Origin of the sequence: Tangfeifania diversioriginum (assembly GCF_900141875.1) — a bacterium.
Lineage (GTDB): Bacteria > Bacteroidota > Bacteroidia > Bacteroidales > Prolixibacteraceae > Tangfeifania > Tangfeifania diversioriginum.
Genome location: NZ_FQZE01000029.1, coordinates 42,737 through 56,962, shown reverse-complemented (window position 1 = coordinate 56,962; position 14,226 = coordinate 42,737). Strand labels below are relative to the sequence as shown.

The 14,226-nt window shown below is 44.8% G+C and carries 10 protein-coding genes; all 10 read left to right on the top strand.

Annotation, left to right across the window (positions count from 1 at the left end; translation table 11 throughout):
* The first annotated feature begins 115 nt into the window (after positions 1-115).
* Complete coding sequence (locus BUC07_RS16450; protein WP_073172089.1) at positions 116-1,225, top strand: outer membrane protein assembly factor BamB family protein; 1,110 nt, start codon at positions 116-118, stop codon at positions 1,223-1,225.
* Positions 1,226-1,353: 128 nt separating this feature from the next.
* The gene (locus BUC07_RS16445) at positions 1,354-2,640 is read left to right on the top strand and encodes a glycosyltransferase family 4 protein (RefSeq protein WP_139279620.1); all 1,287 of its coding nucleotides are present in this window, start codon (positions 1,354-1,356) and stop codon (positions 2,638-2,640) included.
* 34 nt (positions 2,641-2,674) lie between these two features.
* Positions 2,675-3,349 (top strand): ABC transporter ATP-binding protein, encoded by a 675-nt coding sequence (locus BUC07_RS16440; RefSeq protein ID WP_073172083.1) that lies wholly within the window; start codon positions 2,675-2,677, stop codon positions 3,347-3,349.
* A 107-nt stretch (positions 3,350-3,456) separates the two neighbouring features.
* Complete coding sequence (locus BUC07_RS16435) at positions 3,457-6,711, top strand: ABC transporter permease (RefSeq protein WP_175552552.1); 3,255 nt, start codon at positions 3,457-3,459, stop codon at positions 6,709-6,711.
* A 369-nt stretch (positions 6,712-7,080) separates the two neighbouring features.
* On the top strand, positions 7,081-7,695 hold the full coding sequence (locus tag BUC07_RS16430; RefSeq protein ID WP_073172076.1) for a V-type ATP synthase subunit E: 615 nt from the start codon (positions 7,081-7,083) through the stop codon (positions 7,693-7,695).
* Positions 7,692-8,558 carry a DUF2764 family protein gene (locus BUC07_RS16425; RefSeq protein WP_245792725.1) on the top strand — a complete coding sequence of 289 codons (867 nt, stop codon included), beginning with the start codon at positions 7,692-7,694 and terminating at the stop codon, positions 8,556-8,558. The genes BUC07_RS16430 and BUC07_RS16425 overlap by 4 nt, the downstream gene beginning before the upstream one ends.
* Positions 8,542-10,308 carry a V-type ATP synthase subunit A gene (locus BUC07_RS16420; RefSeq protein WP_073172073.1) on the top strand — a complete coding sequence of 589 codons (1,767 nt, stop codon included), beginning with the start codon at positions 8,542-8,544 and terminating at the stop codon, positions 10,306-10,308. Before BUC07_RS16425 ends, BUC07_RS16420 begins: the two co-directional genes overlap by 17 nt.
* A 35-nt stretch (positions 10,309-10,343) precedes the next feature.
* The gene (locus tag BUC07_RS16415; RefSeq protein ID WP_073172070.1) at positions 10,344-11,663 is read left to right on the top strand and encodes a V-type ATP synthase subunit B; all 1,320 of its coding nucleotides are present in this window, start codon (positions 10,344-10,346) and stop codon (positions 11,661-11,663) included.
* A gap of 83 nt (positions 11,664-11,746) precedes the next feature.
* Complete coding sequence (locus tag BUC07_RS16410) at positions 11,747-12,358, top strand: V-type ATP synthase subunit D (protein WP_073172066.1); 612 nt, start codon at positions 11,747-11,749, stop codon at positions 12,356-12,358.
* An 8-nt stretch (positions 12,359-12,366) separates the two neighbouring features.
* The gene (locus BUC07_RS16405) at positions 12,367-14,196 is read left to right on the top strand and encodes a V-type ATP synthase subunit I (protein ID WP_245792724.1); all 1,830 of its coding nucleotides are present in this window, start codon (positions 12,367-12,369) and stop codon (positions 14,194-14,196) included.
* Positions 14,197-14,226 lie beyond the last annotated feature (30 nt).

The following is a 14,226-nucleotide window of genomic DNA, read 5'->3' as shown; positions in this document are numbered from 1 at the left end:
CAGACAATGGAATTATTAGTGAATTTTCAACCTGCTAATAACGGAGTTGAACAATGCCTATTAAAAATAAATCGTTAGTTTTTCAGCAAACCCTATGTAGTTAAAAAAGAGTAATATGAAGATTATTATAAATACAATTTGCATTCTGTTTTTTGCAGTCGGTTTATCAGCCCAACCTACTGACTCCTGGCCCATTTTCAGGGGAGGGCAGCAATTAAACGGCATTTCAAAAACTGAAATCCCTGATCAGCCGGATTTGATTTGGACTTTTCAAACGGGAGACAATATTAAATCGTCGCCGGTAGTTGACCAGGGGAAAATTGTTGTTGGCTCAACCGACGGCGTGGTTTACTGCATTGATTTGGAAGGAAAGCTGATCTGGAAATTTGAAACGCCCAATACCATTGAAGCTCCGGCGCTTATTCACAACAATACGGTTTACATTGGCAACCTCGACGGAACCTTGTTTGCACTCGATTTAAAAACGGGCGATAAAAAGTGGGAATATGAAACCGATAATCAGATAATCGGTTCGGCCAACTGGTGGGAAGACGGTGACAAAACCTACATCTTTGTGGGAAGTTACGATTATTACCTCCATTGTGTTGATGCTGAAACCGGCGAAGTGCAATGGAAATACGAGTCGGATAACTTTATTAACGGTGCGGCCGGTTGTTTCAACGGGAAAGCTTTTTTTGGCGGCTGCGACGGCTATTTGCATCAGGTGGACATTGTTACCGGTGAGGCAGACAAGAAAATTGATGTGGCCACTTACGTACCGGGTTCACCGGCAGTAGAAAAAGACAGGGCGTACCTGGGCGATTACGACGGGCGGTTTTTTGAGGTGGACATTAAAAATGAAAAAACGACCTGGGAGTGGGAACACAGCGAAACCAATTTGCCATTTATCGCTTCCCCGGCAATTTCAGGCAATCGCCTGTTCACAGCCAATCACAATAAATTTCTGTATTGCTTCGATAAAAATACGGGCGAAAAAATTTGGGAATACAACACCGGTAACCGCGTGGAAGCATCGCCGGTTGTTGCCGGAAACAAAGTAATTGTAGCCAATATGCGTGGCGACCTGGCTTTGGTAAAACTTTCTGACGGGCAGGTTGTTTGGACATACGAAATCGGCAGTCAGATAATCAGTAATCCGGCAGTGGCCGGTGGCCGAATCTATGTGGCAGCGTCCGATGGATTTGTGTATTGTTTTGGGGAATAAGAGCCCCTCTGCCTTCGGCATCTCCCCAAGGGGAGAAAAATAACAGGAAGATGAGATATTTAGTACTATTAATAATTTAATCGCTCTTTCTCTCCCCCTTGGGGGAGCTGGTGGGGGCTGTGTTTATTATGAACATCATTCAAATTATACCCGGCTCGGGCGGGAGTTTTTACTGCGGCAATTGCCTGCGCGACAGTAAATATGTGGAAGCACTCCGCCAAGAGGGACACCAGGTGGTGAAAATCCCTATGTACCTCCCATTGTTTGCCGACGAGCACGATATTTCCGGCATTCCAATTTTTTATGGAGCCATAAGTACCTACCTCAAACAGGTGTATCCCATTTTCCGGAAAGCACCTAAATGGTTCGATCGCATGCTGAACTCGAAGCCAATGATGAAACTGGCTGCTTCGATGGCCGGATCTACACGTGCCAAAGGTTTGGAAGACATGACCATATCGATGTTGCTGGGCGAACAGGGGCAGCAAAAAGAAGAACTGGAAAATATGGTGAACTGGATTGCTGAACATTGCAAACCCGATATCATTCATCTTTCCAATGCGTTGCTGCTGGGCCTTGCCAAACGCCTGAAAGAGAAAGTAGGCGTCCCGGTCCTTTGTTCGTTGCAGGACGAAGATGTGTGGGTAGATGTCATGGACCCATCGGTTCAGGATAAAATATGGAAACTGATGCACACCCGTGCCGAGGATGTGGATGCTTTTGTGGCTGTGAGTAATTTCTTTGCTGAAGTCATGAAAAAGAAAATGGATCTGCCAGCCGAAAAGGTGAAAACATTTTATTTGGGAGTGGATTACGAAGATTACAAATTCATTTCGACAAAAGAAAAAAGCAGAAATGTGGGGTACATTTCGCGCTTGTGCCATGAGAACGGCTTCGATATTGTTGTGGATGCATTTATTGAGCTCAAAAAGAAGCCGGGGTTCGAAGATGTGAAACTGATTGCCACCGGCGGTTCTACCGGCGACGACACCAAATATATAAAAGAACAAAAGCGGAAAATAAAGGAAAACGGATTTTCGGATGATTTTAAAATTGTAGATGAATTCGAAGAGGAATCGATTCACAGCTTTTTCGAAAAGGTTTCACTGGTTTCGGTTCCGGTAAGAAATGGTGAAGCATTTGGCATGTACCTTCTGGAATCGATGGCATCAGGAGTTCCGGTTGTTCAGCCCGCGTTGGGCGCTTTCCCTGAGATAATTGAAACAGCGGGAGGGGGCACTGTTTATTCGCCCAACTCACCCGAAAAACTGAGCGAAAGCTGGGCCGAACTCTTAAATGATCCTGAAAAGCTGGAGAAACTCAGCCGGGCCGGGTACCAGGGAACAAAAGAAAAGTTCAACATTCATACCCATGCGAAAGAAATTATAACTTTATACGAAAATCTTAAAAAATAACACCCTTCTGCTAAGCTCAGGGTGACTGAAAACTATGTTATTACAATTGCAAAACATAACCAAAGGTTACGGCGAGCCGGGAAAACACAGCTACCGGCAGGTGCTGAAAACGTTAAACTTTGGTGTTGAAAAAGGCGATAAAATTGCCATCGTGGGACCGAGTGGTTCTGGAAAAACCACCTTGCTCAATTTAATTGGCGCCCTCGATTCTCCTGAGGAGGGAAAAGTTTTTTTCAACGAAAAAGACCTGACCAGTTATTCCAAATCGGAACTGGCCGGTTTTCGCAACAAAAACCTGGGATTCATATTTCAGTTGCATCATCTTTTGCCCCAATTGACTTTATTGGAGAATGTACTTTTGCCTTTGTTGCCACAAAGTAACTCGGTTTCCGGCGAGCAAAAAGAGTGGGCGGAACATCTCATAAAAAAAGTGGGAATTTGGGAACAGCGAAATCAAAAACCTTCGCAAATGTCGGGTGGAGAATGCCAGCGCACCGCGGTGGTGCGAGCCATGGTCAACAAACCCGAACTCCTGCTGGCCGATGAACCCACGGGCGCTCTCGACGAAGAAAACGCCAAAGCACTTACCGAATTGCTCATAAAATTAAGCGACGAAGAAGGCATAACGCTGATAACCGTAACTCACGCCGCTGATTTGGCCGACCAGATGGATAAAAAATATACATTGAAAAACGGGAAGTTAGTTTAAAGTTCAAAGTTTAAGGTTGGGTATGAATAGGACAATTAAGATTTGCACGATGATTTTGGATGACTTTTCAGTGTTCCCTATCTGACAGCATCAAACGAAAATGTTGTATGACGAGATTAAACTATATATTCAAATCGTTTTTTCATTACCTGAAAGCCAATATGCTGGTAGCGCTGGGCGTTGCAATCAGTACAATGGTGCTCGCCGGGTCGCTGATTATTGGAGACTCGGTACGATACAGTCTTGAGCAGTCAACCTTTTTCCGGCTGGGAGAAACCACTCACCTTGTTGCGGTGAAAGAACGCTACTTCAGGCAGGAAATGGCTGTTGAGATGCAGAATGAAAATCCCGGAATAGAGGCCGCTCCTGTTTTACTGCTCGAAGGAGTGGCTATTGCCGACGGTGGTCAGCAGCGGGTGAACCGCGTGCAAGTAATTGGGGTGGACAATAATTTCAGTAGAATAGCCAGCGACACACTTTACAATAACCTGGAAGGAAATGAAATAGTGATTAGCCGCAACCTGTCTGAAAGATTACAGGTGGAGGCCGGTGACAATATTCTGGTCCGCATTAAAAAAGCAAGTTTGGTGCCCTTGAACGCGCCGTTCGTTTCCGATGAACAAACCAGCGTTTCATTGCGGGCAACCATCAAAAAAGTGCTGACCCGCGATGAACTGGGGCGTTTCAGCCTGAAAAATTCGCAGTCGGCTCCGTATAATTTGTTTCTTTCCTTAGAACAACTGAACGATTTAATGGACTTCAGCAGCAAGGCAAATCATATCTTGGTTTCAACTGAATTAAGTAATGAAGAAGTTACTGAAGCAGTTGACCTGTCCCTGACACCTGTGGATGCAAGCCTTGTGTTAAAGAAGATTGAAAAAACCGGCGAAGTGGAAATATCCACCGATCGGGTTTTCATGGAACCCAAAGTGGCGCAAACCCTTGAACAGCTGCCCAAAGCGAAGCCATTGATTTCCTATTTCGTAAACGGCATTGAGCGAACCCGCACCGGCAGCGAAACGCCATATTCATTTGTTTCCTCGCTGGAAGGCAGTCAGCTGACTGACAACGAAATCATTCTTACCCAATGGGCTGCCAACGATTTGGATGCAAATCCCGGGGACACCATCCGGTTGAAATACCTTGAAATTGGACCGTTGCGCAAATTAATTGACAGGGAGGCCGAGTTTGTTTTAAAAGAAATTGTTCCAATGACGAGGCAGTGGGCCGATTCTACCCGGATGCCATTTATTCCGGGACTTTCAGATGCCGGTCATTGCCGCGAGTGGGAAGCCGGCGTGCCCATTGATTTGGATGCCATCCGCGATAAAGACGAAGATTACTGGGATGAATGGAAAGGAACGCCCAAAGCTTATGTTTCGCTGAACAAAGCCCTGGAAATGTGGGAAAACCGGTTTGGCGTTTACACCGCAGTGCGCTTTCCGGCTGATGCTTTTGATGAGGCGAATTACATGAGTGCCTTTTCCGAAAATATTCGTCCGGGCGATTTGGGGATGGCCATTGAGCCCATTCGTGAACAGGGCTTGCAGGCTGCCCGGAACGGAACCGATTTCAGCGGCCTTTTTCTGGGGCTGAGTTTTTTCATCCTCGCGGCATCTGTTATTCTTACGGCTTTGCTATTTCGCCTGAACCTGGAGACGCGTTCCTCAGAAGTAGGGTTGCTTGGTGCGCTTGGTTTTCAGCAAAAAAAGGTGCGCAGTTTCTTTCTGCTCGAAGGTATTGTAATTGCTTTTGTGGGTGCCATTATCGGGTTGGCATTGTCGGTTTTTTATACTTCCGGCGTTTTCCGGATCCTCAACACCCTTTGGTTCGAAATTGTAAGAACCAATGTGCTGCTCATAAAAATTTATCCTGCCACACTTGTTCTGGGATTGGTAATTAGCATTGTCGTTTCGCTCGGTGCCATTTTTATCTCACTCAGACGATATCAAAACCGCCAAACTGCCGAATTGCAGAAACGCACCGGACAGCAGCTTAAAAAGAGTACAAGACTGATTCTCGATATAACAATGTACATTTCGCTGATTATTCCGGTGATTATTTTTCTTTGGCAGTTATTCCAATCCGGAAACTTAAATACTATTCTGTTCTTTTTATCGGGCGGTTTGCTGCTTGTTGGCCTGCTGCTGGTTTTCCGAAAAATACTTTTCCGTTTGGAAGCCCGGAAAACCCACACACTCAGTTTGCAAAACGTAGCCCGTTTAAACCTGACCCGGAACACCGGCCGGTCGCTTACAATCGTTATTTTGTTTGCACTGGGAACATTTCTGGTGGTTTCCACGGGCTCGTATAAACTCGATTTGTTTGCCAATGCGCAGGATCAATCGAGCGGGACAGGCGGTTTTCTCTATTTTGCAGAAACTACAATGCCGGTGCTTTACGATTTAAATGATGAGGAAAGAAGGGCAGAGGAAGGCATTTACGAAGATTTTAATGCTGTGCAATTCCGCCAGGTGGAAGGCGACGATGCCAGTTGCCTCAACCTGAACCGGATTTCACAGCCTGCCATTCTGGGAGTCAATCCCGAAAATTTAAGCGGGCGTTTTTCATTTGCCACTCACATGAAGGGATTCGATACAGACGATCCGTGGAAAGCCCTGAACCAACAACTGGATGATGGTTCCATCCCGGCCATTGCCGACCAGACTGTTATTCAGTGGGGGCTGGGCAAAAAAGTGGGCGACGAGCTGCTGTATCAAAATGAAAAGGGCGATACCCTGCGCCTTAAACTAATTGCCGGAACAACGCCTTCGGTGTTTCAGGGGTATGTTATCATTTCCAATAAACATTTTCTCGAAAACTACCCCAGCAACAGCGGTTCCCATATTTTCCTGATTGATGGTGAACCCGAAAATCAGGAGCAAATTGCGGAGGAGCTGCAATCGGTTTTTCGCGATTATGGCTGGCGGATGGAATCAACTGCCAAAAGGTTGGTTGAGTTTTATTCGGTAACCAACACGTACCTGAGCATTTTTCTGGCGTTGGGAGCGTTGGGGATGATTCTCGGAACAGTGGGGCTGGCAGTTATTCTGGCGCGTACTATTTTGGAGCGCCGCCGCGAAATCGGACTCATGCAGGCCATTGGTTTTCATACACGGCAACTGTTCCGCTTGCTGGTGAACGAATATTTGCTCCTTTTGGTAGCAGGCGTTTTAATTGGTTTTGTAACCGCAGTGGCCGCAACACTACCGGCTTTCCTTTCGGCCAACTCCGATGCGTCGCTGAGTACCGTGGCGCTGGTTGTGGCACTTATTCTTATTAACGGAATTATCTGGATTGCCGCGCTGAGCTGGTTCTCCCTACGTAAAAAAAGATTGGTGAATGAGTTGAGGGAGGAATAATTTTTTGCGAATTAATCACGAAATAGAAATTATTTATTATAACGTTAACCTAATGTTAAAAGATGTAAAACTCTTTTGTTTGCCGGGGATTCGAGGATTTATTGTTTAATCGCCTATCTAATAATCTGTTTAACCAACTGATTCCCATAAATAATTAACCATTATTTATTCTGGCATTGTTTTTCATTAAACGTTTGTTTGATAAATATCAATCTTTTTCAAAAACATATTCTGCGACATAAAACCCCAAAAATTGCTGATTTTCCTTCATCCTTATTAAAATCTTGTTAGTACATTTACGACTCCGGCTTTCAAAATAAATGCGAAAATCGGACATCAGAAAACGAAATTTTTAAATATCAGGAATATATGGATTCGAAAATTCAACAATTAACTGAAACCATTTACAACGAAGGCGTTGAAAAAGCAAGAGAGGAAGCGGATGCCATTCTGAAAGAAGCCAATGAAAAGGCTGAGCAGATTGAAAAAGATGCGCAGAAAAAAGCCGACAAAATTGTGGAAGATGCCAATGGTAAATCGGAAGAGCTTAAAAAGCAGGTGGATTCAGAAATTAAAATGACGCTGAACCAGGCGGTTTCGGCGATGAAACAGGAAATCACTTCGCTTATTACCATGCAGGTAATTCAACCTTCGGTAAAAGAGTTATTCAGTAATAGCGATTATCTTAAAAAACTGATTTCGGATGTGGTGAAAGGATGGATGGATAAAGAAGATTTCGATTTGAATGTTATCCTGCCCGAATCGGAACGGGAAGATCTCGAAAAATTCTTTAAAAACAATTTGGCCGATGAGCTCAATAAAGGGTTGGAAGTGTCATTTGCCAAAAACCTGAAATCGGGTTTCAAAATCGGACCATCCGACGGGAGCTATGTCATCAGCTTCACCGATGAAGATTTTATCAATTTTCTGAAAAGTTACCTGAGGCCGAAAACCAGTCAACTTCTTTTTGAGGAGGAAAAATGATTCAACGAAACTATTATTGTCTAGTAGCCGGATTACCCGACGTTATTCCTGATGATAAAAAACTCCATTACTCATCAGCCGAATTGCGCGATTACTTGCAGGAGGAACTTCATCCTGATGATTTCAGGCTTGTGAAGTTGTTTTACCTGCCCCGGGACCACGAAAATTTGCTCAACCTGCTCTTTGAAACAGAATTTGAATGGGACGACCGGGGAAATTATTCGCGCGAATTGCTCGAACAAATGGCCGATAAAAAGCAGTACGAGTTGCTGGACACATCGGACTTTCCGCCCTATTTTGTTGAATTTATTGAAACATTCCACAACGACGAGGAAGACTTCCCCAAAGCCCAGGCTATCCGGTTTCTCACCGAGGGATGGTTTAAATGGCTTAGGGCATCCGGAAATGATTTTCTCAGGAAGTTTGCCGACTATAAACAAAACATGTCCAACATTATGATGGCGTTAAACGGTCGCAAACACGATATCCCATTCGAGGAAGCCATTATTGGCGACGATGAGGTGACCCACGCGCTGAAAAAAAGCAGGTCGCGCGATTTTGGCCTTTCAACCGAGATCGACGATATTGAAAACCTTATTCAGATTTTTGAGACCGAAAATATTCTCGACCGGGAATTGAAAATCGACAATCACCTGTGGAAGTTTCTCGATGAAATAACCTTTTTCAACTATTTTACGACTGAAAAAGTACTGGCCTTTGTGCAGAAAATTTTTATTGTTGAACGCTGGTTCGAACTCGATAAAGAAAAAGGACAACAGATATTTAATCAATTACTTGAAGAATTACAATCCAATTTTGAATTTCCTGAAGAATTCGCAATAACTTATGGAAAAAGAAAATAAAACAACTGGTACAGTGGTTGGAATTGTGTCCAACCTGGTTATGGTAGAAGTTAACGGTCCCGTTGCCCAGAATGAAATTTGTTTCATTGCGCTCGACCAAGAGCATCTGATGGCAGAGGTGATTAAAGTGGTGGGAAAACACGCCTATGTGCAGGTGTTTGAAAGTACCCGCGGCCTGAAACCCGGATCCACCGTTGAGTTCCAGGGGCACATGCTCGAGGTGACACTCGGCCCGGGAATTCTTTCCCGTAATTACGACGGCCTCCAAAACGACCTCGATAAAATGGAAGGTGTTTTCCTGAAACGCGGCGAATACACCGACCCGCTCGACAGGGAAAAGAAATGGGGATTTAAACCCATTGCCCAAAAAGGAGACGAAGTGCAGGCCGGCGACTGGCTGGGCGAGGTGAACGAAAATGACCAGCCGCATAAAATTATGGTTCCTTTTAAAATGAAAGGAACATATAAAATAAAAGAAATTGTGGGCGAAGGTGAATACACAGTTGACCACAAAATTGCAGTGGTAACTGATGCCGACGGAACCGAAACCGAACTGACGATGGTGCAAAAATGGCCGGTAAAAGTGGCCATGAGCGCTTTCAGGGAAAAACCGCGCCCGTTTAAACTACTCGAAACCGGTGTGCGTTGTATGGACACGCTCAACCCGATTACTGAAGGAGGAACCGGCTTTATTCCCGGCCCGTTTGGTACCGGAAAAACCGTGTTACAACATGCCATTTCAAAACAGGCCGAAGCTGATATTGTAATTATTGCAGCTTGCGGCGAGCGTGCCAACGAGGTAGTGGAAATTTTTACCGAGTTTCCCGAACTGGAAGACCCGCGTACCGGTAAAAAACTGATTGAACGTACCATTATTATTGCCAATACATCCAACATGCCGGTGGCAGCCCGCGAAGCCTCGGTTTATACCGCCATGACGATTGGTGAATATTATCGGGCTATGGGGTTGAAAGTGTTGCTGATGGCCGACTCCACTTCACGCTGGGCACAGGCGCTGCGCGAAATGTCGAATCGCCTCGAAGAACTTCCCGGACCGGATGCATTCCCGATGGACTTGTCGGCTGTGATTTCCAACTTCTATTCGCGTGCAGGGTTTGTTTACCTGAATAACGACAAAACAGGCTCCATCACTTTCATTGGAACGGTATCGCCGGCAGGTGGTAACCTGAAAGAACCGGTAACCGAAAGTACCCGAAAAGCTGCCCGCTGTTTTTACGGATTGAGCCAGGCCCGCGCCGACAGTAAACGCTATCCGGCAATCGACCCAATCGATAGTTATTCGAAATACCTCGAATACCCGGAAGTACAAAAAAATCTGGAAGAAAATGTCAGCGAAGAATGGCTCAGCCAGGTGAATAAAGCCAAAGATGCCTTGTTGCGTGGAAAAGAAAGCATGGAGCAAATCAATATCCTGGGTGATGACGGTGTGCCCATCAGCTTTCACGAAACATTTTGGAAATCGGAGTTAATCGATTTTGTTATTCTGCAGCAGGATGCTTTCGATAAAATCGATTCCTCCACGCCCATGAAACGGCAGAAATACATGTTGACTAAAGTACTGGAAGTGATCAGCAGGGAGTATTCGTTTAACCATTTTGAAGAAGTAGGTGGCTTTTTCAAGGAGGTAATTAACGAGTTCAAACAGATGAACTACTCCGAGTATGAATCGGATAAATTCAGGCAGCATGAAAAAGAGCTGGAAGAATTGTTGAAAAAACAGGCAAATTAATATTGAAAAGAATATAACACTGAAAAAGAAATATAATGGAAAGCCAGGCATTTCAGAAAGTATATACCAAATTAACAAATATTACCAAGGCTACCGTTACCCTTAAGGCCGATGGCGTAGGTTACGACGAGATAGCCAGTGTTAACGGCAAACTGGCCCAGGTAGTAAAAATTACAGGAGACGAAATTACGCTCCAGATTTTTGAGGGAACAGAAGGCATTCCTACCAACGCCGAAGTGAGTTTCCTGGGAAGGCCGCCACAGCTGAAAGTCAGCGACGAACTGGCCGGGCGTTTCTTTAACGCATTTGGCGATCCCATCGATGGCGGCCCCGAAGTTCAGGGTGAAGTGCGGGATATCGGTAGCCCGTCGGTAAACCCGGTTCGGCGCGAACAACCTTCCAATCTTATTGCTACAGGTATAGCAGGTATCGACCTGAATAATACGCTGGTGTCGGGGCAGAAAATTCCGTTTTTTGCCGACCCCGATCAGCCCTACAACCAGGTGATGGCCATGGTGGCCCTGCGTGCCAAAGCCGATAAAATTATCCTCGGGGGAATGGGATTGACCAACGACGATTACCTTTATTTTAAAAATGTTTTCGATAATGCCGGGGCGCTCGACCGTATTGTTAGTTTTGTGAATACCACAGAAAATCCACCGGTAGAGCGGTTACTGGTTCCGGATATGGCGCTGACTGCTGCCGAGTATTTTGCGGTGGACAAAAACGAGAGTGTGCTGGTACTGCTAACCGACATGACACTTTTTGCCGATGCACTGAGTATCGTGTCGAATCGCATGGACCAGATTCCGTCGAAAGACAGCATGCCCGGTTCGCTCTATTCCGACCTGGCAAGAATTTACGAGAAAGCTGTTCAGTTTCCCGAAGGCGGCTCAATTACCATTGTTGCGGTAACCACATTGTCGGGTGGAGACATTACGCATGCGATTCCTGATAACACAGGTTACATTACTGAAGGGCAGCTCTTCCTGCGCCGCGATTCCGAAATTGGAAAAGTAATTGTGGACCCGTTCCGTTCGCTTTCGCGCCTGAAACAGTTGGTAATTGGTAAACAAACCCGCGATGATCACCCGCAGGTGATGAACTCCGCTATCCGCTTATATGCCGATGCTGCAAATGCACGCACCAAGCTGGAAAATGGTTTCGACCTGACCGATTACGACGAGCGTACCCTGGATTTTGCAAAAGAGTATTCCAATCGTCTGCTGGCTATTGATGTAAACGTAGGAACAGACAAAATGCTCGACATTGGATGGGAATTGTTTGCAAAACACTTCAAGAAAGCTGAGGTGGCTATTAAAGAGAATCTGGTTGAGAAATACTGGAAAGATTGAGGAGAAAGTAGCTGGAAGTTTGATGACCAGCGACCGATGACTAATAACTCATGATCAAAAAAATAAGATAAAGAACAAAATACGTGGCCATAAAATTTCAATATAACAAAACAGCATTACAGGCACTCGACAAGCAGTTGAAGGTTCGCGAACGGGCTTTGCCAACCCTGAAGAACAAGGAGTCGGCATTGCGTGTGGAAGTGAAAAAAGCAAAAGATAAAGCTGCATCGCTTGAAGAAGAGTACAACAAGCAGATTCAATCGTTTGAAAATATGGCCCGTTTGTGGGGCGAGTTCGATCAAAGCCTGTTAAGCATCAGCGATGTGGAGCTCAGTTCGAAAAAAATTGCAGGTGTTTTTACGCCGGTGCTGGGCGAAATTCAATTTGAAATAAACAACGAAAACTTGTTTAACCAGCCAGTTTGGTTTCCCGACGGAGTGGCCATCATCAAAAAAGTGGCTGAAATAGCTATTCAGCGGGAAGTTTTTCTACGTAAAATGGAACTGCTCGATTTTGCCCGCAAAAAAACTACACAGAAAGTGAACCTGTACGAAAAGGTTCAGATTCCGGGATTCCAGGATGCCATTCGTAAAATCAAGCGTTTCCTCGAAGACCAGGAAAACTTGTCGAAAGCAGCGCAGAAAATTGTTAAAGACCGACAGGAAAAACAAAGACAGGAGGAGGTTGAAGTATGATTGTACCCATGTATAAATACTCGTTCCTGGTGTTTCACTCCGGTTATCAGGATTTCCTGAAGGATATCCGGAAAATAGGAGTGGTTCATATCAACGATAAAATTAAAGAACCAACTCCCGAAATGCAGGATCTTTTCAGGCATCTCACCGAGGTTTCAAAAGCCATTCAAAAGCTGGAGATGATTGAGCCTGAAGCAACCGAAAAGAAACCTGAATTAAAAACGGGCGAAGCGGTTTTTAATCGGTTGAAAGAAATTGAGAAGGAGGGCGAACACAATCATCACCAGATGCAACAGCTCGAAAAGGAACGCAAACAGTTGGTTCCGTGGGGCGATTTCGACTGGAAGATGATTGAGAAACTGCAGAAACAGGGCGTTGAAATTCGTTTCATGTCATGCCCCATCCGAAAATTTGAGCCTGAATGGGAAGAGGATTTTTATATTAAAGTGATTAAAGACTGGGAGGGTTACCGGTACTTCGTAAAACTCGAAAAAACTGACAAGGAAAATGAGGAGAATGGGTTCGAAGAAATTTCGGGTGCCGATGAGCTGATTTTGCCCAACCACTCCATTAGCCAGCTGGATGCTGAAATAAAAAAACTGAAAACCGAAGCTGACGAACTGCGTCACGAACTCCATCGGATTGCTTATTTCTGCATTCCTTTACTGGAAGAATATTACCAGGCTATTGAACAGCAGCTTTCGGAAAAAAATGCGTTGCTGCAAACATCCGAAGAGGTGGAGGGCAAAGTAAAAATGCTTGAAGGCTGGGTGCCCGAAACAAAAAAAGAAGAGCTGGATAATTACCTCGAAGAAAATAAAATACTTTATACAGCCGATCAACCTTCCGATGATGAAGAAAAGGTGCCTATTTTGTTGAAAAACAACCGTTTTGCAAAGCTCTATGAAATCATCGGTAAACTTTACGAACTGCCCAATCATAAGGAACTCGACCTGGTGCCGTTTTTTGCACCGTTCTATATGATGTTTTTCGGATTCTCGCTTGGCGATGCCGGTTACGGACTGGTTATTATTGGCCTGGCAGAGTATATGAAACGAAAAATGCCCAATCTGCGTTCGGTTATGAAACTGGCCCAGTTGCTGGGGTTGGCAACGGTTATTTTCGGTATTCTCACCGGAACATTCTTCGGAATCGATCTCATCAATTCCCAAATTCCCTGGCTCGAAAATATTAAAGAGTACATGGTTGATACCGATGAACTATTCAATCTGGCTATCATTCTGGGAGTCATCCAGATCTTGTTTGGTATGGTGCTCAAGGTGATTAATATTTCCCGGGTGAAAGGATTTATGTATTCGCTTTCAACCATTGGCTGGCTGATATTGATTATTGGCCTGGGCGCGGTTATCGGGTTAAAAACCGTGGGAACATTAGATGAACAGACTGCCAGTGTTGCACAATATGTGGTTTTGGGAGTTGCCGGAGTTTTCATTCTGGTGCTTAACAATCCCAAACGAAATATATTAATGAACATTGGTGCCGGTTTGTGGGATGTTTACAACATGGCCACCAGCCTGCTGGGCGATATTCTTTCCTACATCAGGCTGTTTGCGCTGGGAGTATCGAGTGCTATTTTAGGAATGGTTTTCAACAACATGGCCATGAGCATGAAACCGGATAACGTGATTTTTGGCCCGCTGGTCATGATTATAATTCTTGTAATCGGGCATGGCATCACCATATTTATGTCGGGGCTGGGCGCATTTGTGCACCCTATCCGCTTAACTTTTGTTGAATTTTATAAGAATGCCGGGTTTACGGGAGGCGGAAAACCTTACAAACCTTTTGCAGAACCGGCATCAAAAATATCAGAATAATAATAAGTAATAACGTTTAAAATAAATCGA